The 15676-nt window shown below is 66.7% G+C and carries 14 protein-coding genes and 2 pseudogenes; 9 read left to right on the plus strand and 7 right to left on the minus strand.

The window, feature by feature from the left end; translation table 11 throughout:
• Nucleotides 1-17 precede the first annotated feature (17 nt).
• Nucleotides 18-905, minus strand: a complete 888-nt coding sequence (gene rarD / locus IMZ11_RS13770) for an EamA family transporter RarD (protein WP_308066787.1) — start codon at nt 903-905, stop codon at nt 18-20.
• Between the two features lie 148 nt (nt 906-1053).
• Between rarD and msrA the strand changes: the two genes are divergently transcribed.
• Complete coding sequence (gene msrA / locus IMZ11_RS13775; RefSeq protein ID WP_228641372.1) at nt 1054-1716, plus strand: peptide-methionine (S)-S-oxide reductase MsrA; 663 nt, start codon at nt 1054-1056, stop codon at nt 1714-1716.
• 290 nt (nt 1717-2006) lie between these two features.
• On the opposite strand, the pseudogene IMZ11_RS13780 reads toward msrA, so the two are convergent.
• Nucleotides 2007-3164 (minus strand): annotated as a pseudogene (locus IMZ11_RS13780) (ATP-binding protein); the annotation flags it as partial.
• Nucleotides 3165-3393: 229 nt separating this feature from the next.
• The gene (locus IMZ11_RS13785; protein ID WP_228641377.1) at nt 3394-4995 is read right to left on the minus strand and encodes an FAD-dependent monooxygenase; all 1602 of its coding nucleotides are present in this window, start codon (nt 4993-4995) and stop codon (nt 3394-3396) included.
• An 87-nt stretch (nt 4996-5082) separates the two neighbouring features.
• Here IMZ11_RS13785 and IMZ11_RS13790 point away from each other — a divergent pair, with 87 nt between their 5' ends.
• The 4 genes and pseudogenes from IMZ11_RS13790 to IMZ11_RS46700 all read left to right on the plus strand — a co-directional run.
• The gene (locus IMZ11_RS13790) at nt 5083-5556 is read left to right on the plus strand and encodes a MarR family winged helix-turn-helix transcriptional regulator (protein WP_228641379.1); all 474 of its coding nucleotides are present in this window, start codon (nt 5083-5085) and stop codon (nt 5554-5556) included.
• Nucleotides 5557-6309: 753 nt separating this feature from the next.
• The gene (locus IMZ11_RS13800) at nt 6310-6618 is read left to right on the plus strand and encodes a type II toxin-antitoxin system prevent-host-death family antitoxin (RefSeq protein WP_228641381.1); all 309 of its coding nucleotides are present in this window, start codon (nt 6310-6312) and stop codon (nt 6616-6618) included.
• Between the two features lie 2 nt (nt 6619-6620).
• Nucleotides 6621-7139: a type II toxin-antitoxin system RelE/ParE family toxin gene (locus IMZ11_RS13805; RefSeq protein ID WP_228641383.1), complete on the plus strand. Its 519-nt coding sequence runs from the start codon at nt 6621-6623 to the stop codon at nt 7137-7139.
• A gap of 28 nt (nt 7140-7167) precedes the next feature.
• Nucleotides 7168-7290, plus strand: a pseudogene (locus IMZ11_RS46700) (peptide-methionine (S)-S-oxide reductase); the annotation flags it as partial.
• A gap of 267 nt (nt 7291-7557) precedes the next feature.
• Here the strand turns inward: IMZ11_RS46700 and lgt are convergent.
• Nucleotides 7558-8454 carry a prolipoprotein diacylglyceryl transferase gene (gene lgt / locus IMZ11_RS13810; RefSeq protein WP_228641385.1) on the minus strand — a complete coding sequence of 299 codons (897 nt, stop codon included), beginning with the start codon at nt 8452-8454 and terminating at the stop codon, nt 7558-7560.
• Nucleotides 8455-8766: 312 nt separating this feature from the next.
• Here lgt and IMZ11_RS13820 point away from each other — a divergent pair, with 312 nt between their 5' ends.
• The gene (locus IMZ11_RS13820; RefSeq protein ID WP_228641387.1) at nt 8767-9051 is read left to right on the plus strand and encodes a hypothetical protein; all 285 of its coding nucleotides are present in this window, start codon (nt 8767-8769) and stop codon (nt 9049-9051) included.
• Nucleotides 9052-10177: 1126 nt separating this feature from the next.
• Here the strand turns inward: IMZ11_RS13820 and IMZ11_RS13825 are convergent.
• A complete protein-coding gene (locus IMZ11_RS13825; protein WP_228641389.1) occupies nt 10178-11050 on the minus strand; it encodes a helix-turn-helix domain-containing protein in 873 nt (290 codons plus the stop codon).
• A gap of 157 nt (nt 11051-11207) precedes the next feature.
• On the opposite strand from IMZ11_RS13825, the gene IMZ11_RS13830 reads away from it, so the two are divergent.
• Together IMZ11_RS13830 and IMZ11_RS13835 are read left to right on the plus strand one after the other, a co-directional pair.
• Complete coding sequence (locus IMZ11_RS13830; RefSeq protein WP_228641391.1) at nt 11208-11441, plus strand: hypothetical protein; 234 nt, start codon at nt 11208-11210, stop codon at nt 11439-11441.
• Nucleotides 11438-12433 (plus strand): SDR family NAD(P)-dependent oxidoreductase, encoded by a 996-nt coding sequence (locus IMZ11_RS13835; RefSeq protein WP_228641393.1) that lies wholly within the window; start codon nt 11438-11440, stop codon nt 12431-12433. Before IMZ11_RS13830 ends, IMZ11_RS13835 begins: the two co-directional genes overlap by 4 nt.
• 457 nt (nt 12434-12890) lie before the next feature.
• Here IMZ11_RS13835 and IMZ11_RS13840 read toward each other — a convergent pair whose 3' ends face one another.
• Both IMZ11_RS13840 and IMZ11_RS13845 read right to left on the minus strand, forming a co-directional pair.
• A complete protein-coding gene (locus tag IMZ11_RS13840) occupies nt 12891-13994 on the minus strand; it encodes a GDSL-type esterase/lipase family protein (protein WP_228641395.1) in 1104 nt (367 codons plus the stop codon).
• 113 nt (nt 13995-14107) lie between these two features.
• Nucleotides 14108-15025, minus strand: a complete 918-nt coding sequence (locus tag IMZ11_RS13845) for an NADP-dependent oxidoreductase (protein ID WP_228641397.1) — start codon at nt 15023-15025, stop codon at nt 14108-14110.
• 120 nt (nt 15026-15145) lie between these two features.
• On the opposite strand from IMZ11_RS13845, the gene IMZ11_RS13850 reads away from it, so the two are divergent.
• Complete coding sequence (locus IMZ11_RS13850) at nt 15146-15589, plus strand: helix-turn-helix domain-containing protein (protein ID WP_228641399.1); 444 nt, start codon at nt 15146-15148, stop codon at nt 15587-15589.
• The last annotated feature ends 87 nt before the right edge of the window (nt 15590-15676 follow it).

Below are 15676 nucleotides of genomic sequence, written 5' to 3' on the forward strand. Positions count from 1 at the left end.
AGGCCGTTCCGGGGGATTTAGACGGTTTCGAGCGAGGGTGTCGTACGGGCCTCGCGGCGGGTCGCCCGAGCGGCGCGCAGGCTGTCCCAGGTGAAGACGCTGAGCGCCAGCCACACGATGGCGAATCCGGCCCACCTGCTGTCGGGCATGGTCTCGTGGGCGACCAGGACGCCGCACAGGAACTGCAGAACCGGGGCGATGTACTGCAGCAGCCCGACGACGGTCAGCGGCACCCGGATCGCGGCCGCGGAGAAGAAGAGCAGGGGAACGGCCGTGATCAGGCCGGCGCCGACGAGCAGCGCGACGTGAGCGGCTCCGTGGTTGCCGAAGGTTCCGGCGCCGTCCACCTGGAGGAATCCGAGATATCCGAGCGCGGGAACGAGGAGCACCAGGGTCTCGATGGTCAGGCTCTCCGCCGCGCCGACCTGGGCGGTCTTCTTGATCAGGCCGTACGTGCCGAAGGACGCGGCGAGGACGAGCGCGATCCAGGGAAGCCGGCCGTAGTCGAGAGTCAGGACGAGCACCGCGACCATGCCGAGACCGACGGCCGCCCACTGCCAGGGGCGCAGCCGCTCGCGGAAGATGAGGACACCGAAGAGGACGCTGACCAGCGGGTTGATGAAGTAGCCGAGTGCGCTCTCCACGACGTGGCCGGTGTTGACCGCGTAGATGTACATGCCCCAGTTGGTGGAGATGACGACCGCGCCGAGGGCGAGGAGGAGCACCTGGCGGCGGGTCATCGTGCGGATCCACGACCAGTGGCGGCGGACGCCCAGGATGGCGAGGACCGCGACGAGGGACCAGACCATGCGGTGCGCGAGGATCTCGATGGCTCCGGCGGGCTTCAGCAGGGGCCAGTACAGCGGGAACAGCCCCCACATGGCGTAGGCGGCTATGCCGTACAAGACTCCTCGGCGCGATTCAGGCATGACATCCAGTGTGACTCCTTACGGGATTTAACACAAATAAGCAATCGTTGTCGCGCGATTTAGCGATACTTATGGCAGGAACAACCGGGAGGGCGCTCCGGTTGGGGACGGGTGGAGGTGCGACATGGGCTGGCTGTTCGGACAGAACAAGACATCGATGGTGACTCCCTCGGAGGCGCTGCCCGGCCGATCCGAGGCGATGCCGGTGGCGTCCCGGCACCTGGTGCTCGACGCTCCATTGGCCCCGCCGTACGGGGAGAACACGGAGATCGCGGACTTCGGACTGGGGTGTTTCTGGGGAGCCGAGCGCAAGTTCTGGCAGACGCCCGGCGTCGTGTCCACCGCGGTCGGCTATGCGGGCGGATACACGCCGAACCCGACGTACGAGGAGGTGTGCTCCACGATGACCGGCCACGCGGAGGTCGTACGGGTGGTCTTCGACCCCAGCCGGGTGTCGTACGAGGAGCTGCTGAAGGTCTTCTGGGAGGCCCACGACCCGACCCAGGGCATGCGCCAGGGGAACGACATCGGTACGCAGTACCGCTCGGCCGTCTACACGCACGGAGCCGAGCAGGAGAAGGCCGCGCTCGCGTCTCGTGACGCGTACCAGCGGGTGCTCGACGAGGCCGGCTACGGCGAGATCACGACCGAGATCGCTCCCGCCGGCCCCTTCTACTTCGCCGAGGACTACCACCAGCAGTACTTGTACAAGGACCCGGGCGGCTACTGCGGCATCGGAGGTACCGGCGTCGCGTGCCCGATCGGCCTGACGTCCGGCGAAGCGTAGACCTGCGGTAACTGATCGATCCTGGCCCTTGGTCGCCCGGCTTGCCCGGCGCCGATCAAGGGCCGGAGCCGTTTTCGGTGAGAACCCTTCACTGCGAAGGTTGCTCAGGAGCCTGCGGTCGCCTCCCATAGCGCGGATAGCGGGAGGGCGCGCATTCGGTCGCCGAAAGGCAGCGCTTCCTGGCCCGCGTAGAGAACATATCCGGCGATGAGACGGTCGCCGAGTTTACGGGCTAAGTGCTGGAGTCCCCTGAAATCGCCGGCACGTACGGTCTCCGCCGCCTTCACTTCGATACCGACGATCTCGCCGGAGGCCCGCTCCAGAATGCCGTCCACTTCGACGTTGTCGCGGTCTCGGTAGTGGTAGAGGCGTACAGGTTCCTCCGACCACGTCAACTGACGGGCCAGCTCGCCGAGGGCGAAATTCTCCAGCAGCGGCCCCACGGGTGCCGTTACATCGGTAGTCCGAGCAGGGGTGAGGCCGGCGAGGTGTGCTCCCAGTCCGGAGTCAACCACGAGAAGCTTAGGGGTCGCGATGGCGCGCGTGGTCGCGTTGGACGACCAAGCCGGAATCCGCCTGATGACGTAAACGAGGTCGAGCAGGTCGACGTATCGCTTCACAGTGTTGCGAGGCAGTCCGAGGTCACGGCTGATGTTGTCGATCACCGCCAGTCCGCTCATCCGGCCGCAAAGGACGTTGAGTAGACGTCGCATGTCGGCAGGGCGCTCGATGTCGGACACCTGCTTCACGTCCCTATTGATCAAATCGGAGATGTAGGACTCGAAGAAGCGGGCCCTTCTCCGATGCGTGGGGCGGTGGACCGCCTCTGGATAGCCGCCTCTTAGAGCGCGGTCCAGATAGTCGGCTCGCCGCAACGGAGATCTCGGAATCTTGAGGTCGGGACCGCTTCGGAACGCCGCATCGATGAATCTGTCGGCACTTCGATCGATCTCCCCCTGAGATAGCGGCCACAGTTCGATCGTCTCGGATCGGCCGGGAAGCGCGTCCGGAAGATCCCGGAGGTCCAGCAGCCGGGCAGAGCCCGTCAGTAGGAAGCGTCCAGGTCGTGGATCGGCATCCACTTCGCGCTTGATGGAGAGCAGTAGGTCGGGCACGCGCTGGATCTCATCGATGAGAAGGAGTCCGTCATGGTGCACGATCCCGTCAGGATCGTGCCGCGCTGCGGCGCGTATGGCCGCCTGATCCAGATATATCTCGCGAGATCCTGGCATCCTTTGCGCAATTCCCTGAGCCAGAGTGCTCTTGCCGACCTGCCGAGCACCATTGATCACCACTACACGGGTGTCGGCGAGCGCCTCTACTGCCATGCTTTCCGCGCGCCGAGGGAAGAGTGTCAGCTCATCGATATCCACAAGCTCAGGATAAGCGCGCCTACCCAGGCGCGTGGCAGGTTTGCCGCATTGCCTGTGGCAGATCTGCCGAAACATCAACGGCAGGTTTGCCGCATCTACCGTGGCAGGTCTGCCGTACCAACACAACGCGCCCAACCAGGCCAGTTGAAGCAGCAAGCATTGATCGAGGTGGGGGCGCCGCCGGCAAACACGTGTCGGCAAGGTTGCTGTGGCGTCGGCCGTACCGGTGTCCGGTCGGCCTCACCACTGGCGATTCTGGACGGCGGGCCCGTCCCTGGAGTCTGACCGGTCGAGAGGAGTCGGCTCAGGGGATGATGCGGTCCAGGACGTGTCGTAGTGCACGTTCGAGGTTCCCGGGTGCGCCCGCGCCGCGCGATCGCCACGCGATGACCCCGTCCGGCCGCACGAGGACGGCGCCCGCCTCCGTGATGCCGTATGTCGCGAGGAACAGCCCGTCCACGTCGGCCAGGCCGGCGGTGTCTCCGATCACGTGGAGGTCCAGGGCCACGCCGAGCCGGCGTGCGGCCTGTTCAACGGCGCCGGTCCAGTGCCGTCCTCTGGCAGTTAGGAGGACGAACGCGCTCCCGAAGAGGTCGCGCGTCGAGACTGGAGTGCCACCGCGGGCTAGCCGTACATGCGGGGCACGCGACCCGGGGCGGCCGGACGGCGTGACCGGGTTCTCGAACAGCGAGGGTTGGTCGCCGTCCTCGGGCACGAAGGCCCCGGATGGGCAGATGTAGCCGAACAGCCCCACCGCCGGATCCAGGATCTCGGCCTCCGTCCCGTCGCGCAGGTGGGGAGACTGACGCTGGATCAGATTGGCGTATTGCTGCTCGGCCAGCGCGTCGGCGTACGGCCGGCGCTCGGCGTCGTGGCTCGCGAGCAGGCCGGGCCCGGCGGTGCCGGACAGCACGGCGGCAAGTTTCCAGGCGAGGTGGTAGCCGTCCATCACGGCGGTGTTCCCGCCCTGTCCTCCGGTCGGGGGCATGAGGTGCGCAGCGTCACCGGCCAGCAGGACCCGCCCGGCCTGGAAGGAGTCCGCGACCCGGGTGAGGTGTTCTCCCGAGGACGACCAGGCGATCTCCAGGATCTTCACGTCCAGGTCCGGTACGCCGCAGGCGGTGCGGACGACGTCCACGAGCTGCTCGGCGTCCGGGTTGTCACCGGGCTCGAACGTAGCGGCCAGGACGTAGCGGCCTGGGTAGTCGGTGGTCACGACCGTCGCCGCCCGGGCGGGGAGCGCCGGATTCTGCAGATAGAAGAGCCCGAACGCCTCGCCTCGCAGCGCCATGTCGAGGTCGGCCTCGAACTGCAGGAACATCGTTCGCCCCGGCCGTGACGACCGGCGTCCGTGGACCGGTATGGCGGCCATATCGCGGCTTGCGCCTTTGTGGCCGTCGGCGCCGATCAAGTACCGCGCCGTGATCGTCCGCCGCTTGCCCGTCGTGGTGTCGCGAAGCTCGGCGATCACCGCCTCGCCGTCCTGGCGGAACGACACCAGCTCGGTCGAGAACCTGATGTCGGCACCCAGCTCGGCCGCCTTGTCGTTCAGGATTCGCTCGGCCCGTTCCTGGCTCGCGGCGGCGAACGGCGCGGGAGACAGCCGGGAGAAGTCGGGCATCTCGAGGACGAAGTCTTTCAGGACGGGGCCGGTGACGGTCTCCGCGATGACTATGACGCTTCTATCCCCGCCCGGCGGAGCGGCGTGTGTGAACCGATCGGCGATCCCGGCGGTTGCCAGGGCCTCCATGGTCGTCGGCATCTGACCCCTGGCCTTGGGTTGGGTGGACAGCCCCGGATGCCGCTCCACGACGACAGACGGAACGCCGTGGATGCCGAGGAACACGGCCGTGGACAGCCCCGCGAGGCCCGCTCCCACGATCAGCACTGGAGTCTCGTCTCTCATGCTCGTCTCCTTCGTGCTAATTTTGTTCGAAGGGTAGGAAATTTCGATTTATCGAGATAATTCGAGATAGTACGCGTTGGAGTGCGGATGTCAACGGGTCGTCGAGCCAAGGTTCTGCGGACACTCGCCGAGGCGACGCAGGACAACGCCTCGCATGGCGTGATCATGCATCAGGCCATCGCCGCCCACTTCGGTCTGGGGCCCACCGACCTGAAGTGCCTCAACCTGGCCAGGCACGAAAAGGAGCTCACGGCGGGACGGTTGGCCGAGCTGACCGGCCTCAGCACTTCGGCCGTGACCGCGCTCCTCGACCGGCTGGAGCGCGGCGGCTTCATCGAGCGGCACAGGGATACGGCCGACCGCCGCAAGGTGCTCGTGCGCTCGACCGGCCGGCACGAGGCGGCGCTTGGGGATATCTTCGGGCGGGTCGCGGCCGCGTTCACGTCGGTGGCGGACGCATACGATGACGACCAGCTCGAACTGATCGCCGGGTTCGTGCTCCGCCTCAACGAGCGGGCCCGCGAGTTCATCCCGACGCTCGTCCAGGACCTTGGCTCCTGAGGCCGCCTGAGGACTCGCCGAGATCGGCCCAGACAGCCCGCGGACGGACGTCGTCAGGGTCGGCGAGTCCGTACGTACAGACGAGGGCCTCCTAAGTTTCAGGTGCGCGCTATGCCGCAGCCACGACAACCGGTCCTCGATCTTTTGAGCGTCTGGCCAGGGCGCTGAATGCCGATCTTCAGGTACGGATCACTCCGCGTGCTCCAGCGGCGTGAGCTGATCTATTGCGTGAAGTGAACCGCTACCACCAGCAGTACTTGTACAAGAACTGGGGCGGCTACTGTGGCATCGGAGGAACCGGGGTGGCCTGCTCAGTCGGCCGGACGTCGGGCGGGGCCTGAACCGTACCCTTGCGGACAACGCTTGCGGCTTGAGAGTTGCCAATGTGGCCTTCTTCGTCATGGCCCGCTTTCCAGACGGCCAGGTAACCGTGCCTGCTGTCTGTCCTCCCCTGTCCTTTTGGCTGATAGGGGAGAAAGGGACGCCATCACCGCCGGACCCGTGAAGGTGCTCATGGACTGGAAGAAGCGAGCGCATGAGATGGAGGGTGATCAGCCACCAGTCTGAGCGATGTCGGTCTCGAAGGCCAGCTTGAGCGCGCTGAGTATCCACGACGTGAGTCGGAGTGCTTCGAAGCGGTGATGCGAAAACAGACATGCCGGTGCCGATCGCGGGGCAGAGGGGCTTCGCTGGAGGCCTTCGCTGTAAGATCGAGCGCTGCCCGTTCTGTATAGATTGCTGTACAGTAGTTGCATGGCCGTGCTGCATGAAGCTGCCGAGTTGAGCGTCACAGAGGCGGCCCAGCGGGGTGTCGCCCGCCTGGTGGCCGACGCCGAGCAGGGGACTGATCTGGTGGTGACCCGTCGGCATCAGCCGGTGGCGGCGGTGGTGAGCATCCGTCGCCTTAATGACCTCGAAGAGGCCGCGGCCGACCTTCGGGACCTGGCGTTGGTGCTCGCCCGCTCTGTCACCGACACCGGGGAGCGCGTCTCGCTCGATGATGTGCTCACCGCCTTCGGGCACACGCGGGAGTCGCTTACCGCATTGCCGGACGACGAGTAAACGTGTCCGACGTCGTCTTCACGGCCCCGGCCGTAGATGACCTCCGGCGGATCGGCCCCGATGCCGTACCGAAGGTCCTCAAGAAGATCCTGCTTCTACTCGACAATCCCGAGGCCGGCTATCCCTTGGGCGGGGAGCTGACAGGCTTCCGAAAGCTCGTGGTCGGGCGTAACACCTGGCGGGTCGTCTACCGCATCGCCGATGACAAGTCGATCGAGATCTGCGAAGTGTGGGCCGTGGGTGAAAGAGCCGACGCCGAGGTGTACGCCGAGGCCACGGCCAGGGTCCGCGCCGCTGGGAAGGGCCGTCCTGAGGTCATCCAGCTCGGGCAGATCATAGAACGCCTGGGTCCCCTGGCCGATCACATCCGCGTAGATCAACCGCCTCCTAGGGAACCGGTTCCAGACTGGCTCGCGGACCGGTTGATCTACACCGTGGGCATGTCGCGTGAGGAGGTCGCCGCCCTTGATCTCGAGAAGGCGGTTGACCTATGGGCAGAGTTCCGGTCGAGCTCGCGCTAGCCAGGATCTATTGCTTGGGGTGAACCGCTACCACCAGCAGTACCTTTACCGGAACCCGAACGGCTACTGCGGCATCGGCGGCACCGGTGTCAACGCCGGTGACCCTTCGGCTTGGTGCCCGACCGGGCTGACGACCTCTACGGATGAGTAGCCGAGATTGCTGAGACCTCCGAGCGGCGGTTAGGCCCGCTCGTAGGTCTCGTTCTTGTCCTGGGCGAAACGAAGGAACCCATGCCCAGGGTGGTGACTGACGATGAGGCCGTCTCGCGGAGCTTGGCGGTCACCTTGCGGATGGTCACGCGGGCGACGCCGAACTCGCCTTCCACCCGGACCTCGGAGATGAGGTAATGAGGCGGGTACTTGCCCGACTCGATGCGTGCGCGTACGACCTCGTAGATCTGCACGCGCTTGGGTCGCGTCAGGTGCTCTCGATCGGATCGGAGGCCGGCCCGCCGTTCTCCTCGTGCGAGGCCTTGTGCTGTGAGCCCGGCACCATGATCTGTTCGGTGTCCTTGTTGCGAGTCGCCCAGAGATAGATCAGCGCGCCGATGAACAGCGCGATCGAAGTCCACTGGTTGATCCGCATCCCGAGGAGCGTCACCGCGTGGTCCACTCCGCCGACCGGGTCGATCCGCAGCCCTTCGATCCAGAACCGCCCGAACGTGTAGCCGGCGACGTAGAGGGCGAACAGGCGGCCGTGGCGCAGTGTGAACCGCCTGCCGACCAGGATCAGTCCGAAACCGAGCGCCGCGTCCCACAGCGACTCGTATAGGAAGGTCGGGTGGTAGAGCACACCTGGCTCGCCGCCGTGCGCTTGGTCGATCTCCAGGCCCCACGGCAATGTGGTTGGACTGCCGTACAGCTCCTGGTTGAACCAGTTGCCCCAGCGGGCGATCGCCTGCCCGAACGCGACGCTGGGCGCGATCGCGTCGGCCACGGTGCCCAGGGACAGCCCTCGGCGGCGGCAGGTCAGCCACACGCCCACGCCTCCCAGGGCGACCGCGCCCCAGATGCTGAGCCCGCCTTCCCAGATGAACAGCGCCTGGTAGGGCTCCTTGATCGCGCGCGGGCCGAAGTAGGTCTGCCAGTCGGTGATGACGTGGTAGAGGCGAGCGCCGATCAGGCCGAAGATCACCGCGGGGACCGCGATGTCGCTGATCGTGCCCTTCTCGCCGCCGTGGGCGCGCCAGCGGCGCTCGCTCAGCCAGATGCCGAAGCCAATCGCGATGATCATGCACAATGCGTAGGCTCGGATCGGGATGAATCCGAGATGCCATACCCCTTCGGGAGGGCTGGGAATCGAGGCGAGAGGCATGCCGGTGAGGCTAGCCAATGCGAGGCCACTTGGCCGCCTTCGTGACCTGATCGCGAACCTTCTGCGACGTGACGTAGCCGAACCGGTGCAGCATTCGACCGCGGCCTTGATACGGTCCTTTATCGCGCAGGCGGCCAGAACTGAAGCCGGTAGATGTCCATCTGGTACATGTCGCGAGGGAAATCCGGCTCTCTATCGTTTGCCTGAGATGAAGAGCTACCACCAGCAGTACCTTTACCGGAACCCCGGCGGATACTGCGGGATAGAGGGAACCGGGGTTGCCTGCCCGGTGGGCATCGCGCCCGCCGGCGAGTGAACAAGGCGGTTTTCGACGAGGTCTCGGTCCTTTGGGCCCAGCATCTCGGTCAGCCGTTCCCGGGCATGGGGGATGACGAGGTATTCGCCGATTTCGTGCTCGCGGATGCCTATATGGCGGGCATCGTCACAGCGTATGTCGGCTCGCAGCGCGGCATCCTGAACGCTGAGCAGCGCCGTATCCTCGCCAGTTGTGCGCGTGATCTGCGGTGGGTGCTTCGGCGTGTGCGCGGGCGGGAGGCGCTGCCTTTGTTGCCCGATCAGTGCGGATCGCTGATCTGATCCTCGGCAGAGCCACCTTGGACGCCCGCCACCAACAGTAGCTGCGGCAAGATGTCTCTCTACGTCGCCCGCTCGGCGGCCGGGCATGCGGCCTGTGGCGGCCGCGTGGCACGTGAGAACCGCCGTTTGGCGGAAGTCGAGGTTCGTGGGTGGCTGGGGAGCCCTGATCACATCGCTCGCCATCGACCCAGGGAAAGCCCGGCAGACCGGCTCCTACGGCTCGAGCCTGGCGGTGACCGTCGGCATCCGATGACCGGGGAATCGCGACCAGGCCGACGTACACGCGAGGCCGGCCTTGCCCCTCCGTCGTCGGCCCGCTGCCGCTCCGCGGTGGGTCGACGGCGTACGAGGTGGTCAGGTCAGGGAGCAGGGCTCCGGCGTGGTTGCGGTTTGAGGCCTGTCGTCCGATGGTTTCGGTCCAATACGGCCGAATCGGACGATTCTTAATCCACGCAATGCTGTTCCCCGGGACCCGGCTTCGGGACCGTCGCACTTGCCCGAACAGGGGATATACCGCCGGTATACGACCTCCCGACATGGTTGCCGCATCCTGCGATCAAGAAGGAGGCCAATGAAGGCGGGAGTAAGAAAAGCGCTCAAGGCGGCTGCGATCGGTGGGCTGATGGCCGGAGCGGTGATTGTTCCGACGACGGCCGCGCACGCGGCGTCCTGGAACTGCAGCAGCGCCCCTTATGGCAATGGCTGGTGGGCGAAGTGCAGCCAGGGCCCTAGCGGTTACGAATATCAGGTGTGGGCCCGATGCTACAAGATCGGTACGAGCAATTACACGATCAGGTGGGGCCCCTGGCGTGCGATCAATCGCGAGCCGTCCACCGTGAGCTGCCAAAGCACCGAAGAGGTGGGTGGAGGCGGCGTCTTCCACGCATAGCCCGAGCGTGACCCGCGTGCGCTCCGGCCGGAGCGCACGCGGATCACGTGGGCGGCGGCAGGGCGCCGCGCGTGCCGACCGCGCCCTGCCGTCAAGGGACGAAGCCCTGCGGTGATGGGCGGTCCTGAAGGATGCCCGATCACGACCCGGCCGCTCCGTCGTGGCCGTGGGTGATCCCCTTCGATCATGTGACGCTCGCGGGCTACCGCACGCTTGTCATGGTGCGGCCGCAGCGTCCTAGGCATGCCCGTACGCGTCATCTGACCTGGGGCGCTTCGGCGTCAGCGACAGCAGGTGTACCGGCTCCTGAGCAGGATTTCCCGGAGGGGTCTGGTAAATGGCCAGGCGCTGTCCCCCAGGTTCGATTTCTAGGCTCTCGTACAGAAAAGTGATCTCCCCGGCGACGGGATGACAGAAGGTTTTCCGGTCGGTGTGGCGGCGCCGTACTTCATGGCGTTTCCACAGTGCCACGAACTCCGGGCTGGCTTCGGTGAGCTCCTCCACCAGCGCAGTCAGGTTCGGGTCGTCGGGGTCGGCGCCGACGGCCTCGCGCAGCTGGGCGACGGTGGCCGCGGCGGCCTCGGCCCAGACGGGGTACAGCGTCCTGGCCGCAGGATGCAGAAAGACGTAACGTGTGGTGTTTCGCCGCTCGGCCGGCCATTGCTCGATTCCAGCCAGCAGTGCGAGCCCTTCCGGATTGCTGGCCAGGATGTCGTTGGTACGACTGCGCACGTACGCGGGACAGGGACGCAGCTTCTCCAGGAGCTGCCGTATGCCGGAGCGCACGCTCGGGCCGGTGACGGGTCGTGAGCTGCGGCCGGAGGCGCGGTCGGCCAGCGCGAACAGGTGCTCGGTGCCTTCGGCGTCCAGGCACAGGGCACGGGCGAGGCCCCGCAGGACGCTGACGCTGGGGTTGGTCTCCTTGCCCTGTTCCAACCGTATGTAGTAGTCGATGCTGATCCCCGCCAGTGCCGCCATCTCCTCGCGCCGCAGCCCCGGTGCGCGTCGCCTACCGGTGCCGAGGGGAAGGCCGAGGTCGGTGTGATCCAGTTGGGCGCGGCGGGCTCGCAGGAACTCCCCTAAAGCCGTTTGGGCGGAAGAACTGACCACGGGTTTCAGTGTGACACGGCCCGCCATGCCGGGCAGAGCGGACAGGTGGCAGTGCCACTACCAGGTCGGCCGACCCAGCTTCGCGGGGATCTTCCTAGCAATGGCAGCGCTTCGAAAAGGTGGATCCATTCAAGGCAACCTCTGAAGGGACCGGACTATGGCGGTTTCCGCCCCTCCTGTCGCGCAGCCCAGGCGTTGGAAGATTTGGGTCCTCACCTGCGTCGCGATTTATCCGATCATCACGGCGTTCGGCTATCTCCTGCTGGCGGTCACTCCCGACCTGCCGGTGTTCGCGCATTTCCTCATCATGGTGCCCACCGCCGTCGCACTACTGATCTTCTTGGTGATGCCCGCGCTTACCAGGCTTTTCAGGGGGTGGCTCGTCCGATGACCGCGCATCTGTTCGGCGCCGGCTCCACCGCGATGGAGGTGATCGCGGGCCACGACCTGAGCGGCAAGGAGGCGATCGTGACGGGCGGCACGTCGGGGCTGGGCTACGAGACCGCCAGAGCGCTGGCCTCGGCAGGCGCCCGCGTGGTGATTGCGGCCCGGGACGAAGCCAAGGGCACCCAGGCGGCGCAGGCGATCAGCAACCAGACAGGGAACGAGAAGGTCGTCTATCGGCGCCTGGACCTCGGCTCGCTGGAGTCCGTGACCACCTGGGCGAGCAGGCACGCGGCCACGGGAAAGCCGCTGCACGTCCTTGTGCTCAATGCCGGTCTGATGGCTGTCCCGATGTTGAGGACGGTGGACGGGTTCGAGTCGCAGTTCGGTGTCAATTACCTCGGCCACTTCGCCTTCACCGTCGGGCTGCTGCCCGCGTTGCGAGCGGCCAGGAGCGCGCGGGTGGTATCCCTGGCGTCGCGCGCCCACCGCTACAGCGACGTCCACTTCGAGGACCCGAACTACGAGCGCCGCCCCTACGACTCGTGGGAGGCCTATGGCCAGTCCAAGAGCGCCTGTTCACTCCTGGCGGTCGCCCTGACCGCACGCTACGGCGAACACGGTGTCACCGCCAACGCCGTGACGCCCGGCGGGATCAAGACCAACCTGCAGCGGCACATGTCACGGGAGGCCCTCGCCTCCCGGGGCTGGGATGTGGAGCATCCCCGGGGCTGGAAGACGCCGGAGCAGGGCGCGGCCACCTCGGTTTGGGCGGCCGTCGCTCCCGAATTGGAGGGCGTCGGCGGCAAATATTTGGAGAACTGCGCGATCGCGGCGCCCTGGACGGACGTTGGGGCGCTGCCCAACGGCTGCTATCTCCCATATGCCGTGAACCCGGGCAACGCCGACCGCCTGTGGGCACTGTCCGAAAAACTGATCTCCGACTGCGGCCTGCTGATCCATTCGACGCACTCCGTGCCACGCCGGCGCGATATCTGAGCTGAGCGACGCGGCTGCGGCGAATTATTGCCCGAGGAGAACCGCTACCACCAGCAGTACCTTTACCGGAATCCGAACGGCTACTGCGGGATAGGGGGAACCGGGGTCGCGTCCCCGGCATCTCGCTCGTTCCTTGCGCTTCTCAAGCACGATCCGACGGCCAGGACGTTGGCTATCGCGATGCCTGAGGTTTCCCCTGGGTCCGCCACCTCACCACGGACGAACTACGGAACTTTACGTTCGAACTGGTCGAGGCTCTGTCTGACGCCGCAGAGCTGAACTTGGACAACAGGGCCGAAGAAGTGATCGTGGGCTGGCGGGCGACAGCTCGGATCAAGGCGGACCCAGCGGAGTACACGGACGCGCGTAAGCCTACGAGTGGATAATCCACAAGGCCGGGGCAACATCACAGCCCGGCTGTTCGGGCCCGTCACGAAGGCGGGCAGGGACGAGGTTTCTAAAGGGTGAGGGTTTCCAGGTTTACGGCGTCGGCCATGGCTTGCGCGCCTGTGTCGTTGAGGTGCATGCCGTCGCCGCAGTCCAGGGCGGGGTGGATGTAATCGGGGGCTTCGGGGTTCTCAACGGCTCGAGCCACGTCGAAGACCGCGTCGAAAGTGCCGGTGGCGCGGATCCAGTCGTTCACCTCACGTCGGGCGGCGAGGCCATCGGGGGTACTGATCCCGGGATAGACGGCGCCCGCGAAGGGGCCGATGGTGGCGGCGAGGATCTTCAGGTCGGCCTTATGGGCTCGGTCGGCCAGCGCCTTGAAGCCCTCGATGAGGGCGTCGGAGGTGACGGGAGGCTCGCCGGACATGCCGGGGAGACCGAGGTCGTTGATGCCGAAGTGCACCAGGACGTGGGTCAGGCCGGGAATCGAGAGAACGTCGTGGTCGAAGCGCGCCAGCGCGTGCTCGCCGACCTCGTCGCGCAGGAGGCGGTTTCCGGCGATGCCCTGGTTGACGACCCATCCCCGCTTGAGGCGCCGGTTGAGGAAGTCCACAAAGCGGTTGTTCGCGCTGGTCGTGGAGCCGACCCCTTCGAACCAGGAATCGCCGAACGCCACGGCGATCGCGGTGTCGTCCGGGGCGAGCACGTCGACGCCCGAGACGTAGAACCTGGCTTCTACCTGCTCGGCATCTGGGAGTGAGGGAGACGTGACGTGGTTACCGCCGACTATGTGAGCGGTCTCCATGGGCCGGTGGGAATAGGTGGCCAGGCCCGTCTTCTCAGGGAGATAGAGGCTGAGGATGAGGTCGGCGCCGGGAGCGACGGGCAGATCGATCGGGTCACTGGCGGCCTCTTCTCCCAGCGGGATGGTGAGCCCCTCGGCGCCGTCGAAGGTGAGGGCGGCCTGCCCGTGCTCTGTGGCGACCCTTGCGGCGGCGATAGTCAAGGGGGTGCGGCCGTAACGGTTCGTCAGGCCTACGCGGAGGCGTTCTCCGCCGCCGGCCATGTGGAGCACCTGACGCACCGTCTGGTCGGCGAAGCCGCGCGGTTCGGTGAGCTGGATCTGCTCGTAGGGATCGATCACCGCGGTGCGGAAGCCCGCTGTCCAGATCATGCTCGTTCCATTCGTTTTTATGGGGATTTGTGGCGAATTCTGACGTCGGCGAGGCGATTGACATGGGCCCAGGTTCTGGCGCTGATGGGCGCGCGCCGGGCTGGGCGGGCTGGTCAGGGTTTGAGCACGTAGCGACCGCGCACTCCGCCCTTGGCCATGGCCCGGTGGGCGTGGGCCACCTGGTCCAGCGGCATGACCGCGTGCACTCGGGTCGGCAGCTCGCCGAACGCGGCGCGGGCGAGCAGGTCGCCCAGTCGAGCGCCGTCGGGATGCGCAACTACGGCGTGTACGGTGATCCCGCGCTCCACGGCCGGTCGGGCGCTCGGCTGGACGCCGACGAAGATCCCGTCATCGCGGACCAGGGCGAGGCCCCGCTCCTGCAGCGCCGCGCCGTCGGCGACCGCGTCCCAGCCCGGCTCCGCGCGGGTGGTGAACTCGGCGCCGAGGCCGCGGATGAACTCCTCGTCCTCGGCTCTGGCCAGACCGGTCACCTGCCAGCCGCGGTCGGGTGCGAGCGAGGCGACGTACCCCCCGACCGCGCCGGCCGCGCCGGTCACCAGCAGCCGGTTGCCGCCGGTTGGCGCATCGCCGAGCAGGTCGAGGATCTGGGCGGCGGCCAGCCCGTTGAGCGGTACCGTCGACGCCGCGTTCAGGTCCAGCCCGTCGGGAACGACCGCGATGTCGGAGGCCCGCACGGCGAGTTGTTCGGCGTAGGTGCCGAAGTCTCGGTCGAAGCCGTCCACCAGGCCGGCGACCCGGGTGCCGGCCGCCAGGTTCACACCGGGGCCGGTGGCGACGACGGTCCCAGCGAAGTCCCAGCCCAGGCCGGTACGCTCGGGCTGGTTGATCAGCCCCATGGAGTGGAAGAGGCCACCCGCGACCCCGAGGTCGACGGGGTTGACCGGCGCGGCGGCGATCCGAACCCGGACCTTGCCGGGCCCAGGCTCGACGACGGGAACGTCAATGATCTCAATCGAGTCGGGTCCGCCAGGGGTGCGGACGGCGGCCATGCGAAAAGTAGAGATGCTCACGGCTTCGCTCCGTGGTTTGTGTTCGACGATTGACCTGCATCACTATGGGCGGGTAGCTCTCCAGCGGGAAGTACGCACCTGGAAGTGCGTAAGTCACCGCCCGGTACGAAGGAGCGGTCGATGCCAACGAGGACGGCGGCCCAGAAGCGAGCGCAAGCGAAGGGTGACTACGACGCGTTCCTGGCGAGGTGCCCAAGCCGCCAGTTGCTCGACCAGATCTCCAACAAGTGGGTCGCGCTGATCCTGGCCGCGCTCGGCAGCGACGGCCCGCACCAATCCGGAGGCGCCTGCGCCGGCGAGCCACGGTCGATGCGCTACTCCGAGCTGTCCCGCAGGCTGGCCGGGGTCAGCCAGAAGATGCTCACCCAGACGCTGCGCTCCCTTGAGCGCGACGGGCTGGTCAGCCGTACCGTGACGCCGACGGTGCCGGTCACGGTCACGTACGAGCTGACCGACCTCGGTCTCTCGCTCCACCACATGATGCGCGGCATCAAGGTGTGGGCCGAGGCGCACATGGGCGAGGTGCTCGCCAATCGCGAGGAGTACGACACCCACATCGCCTGAACGCTCACCATCAGCGCAGCAGGACGCCGGCGCGTGGCAGGGTTCCTTGCCCGCCCACAGTTGGATCGCGACACCGTCCGCTCCCAC

This window comes from Microtetraspora sp. AC03309, assembly GCF_020826795.1.
Taxonomy (GTDB): Bacteria; Actinomycetota; Actinomycetes; order Streptosporangiales; family Streptosporangiaceae; genus Microtetraspora; species Microtetraspora glauca.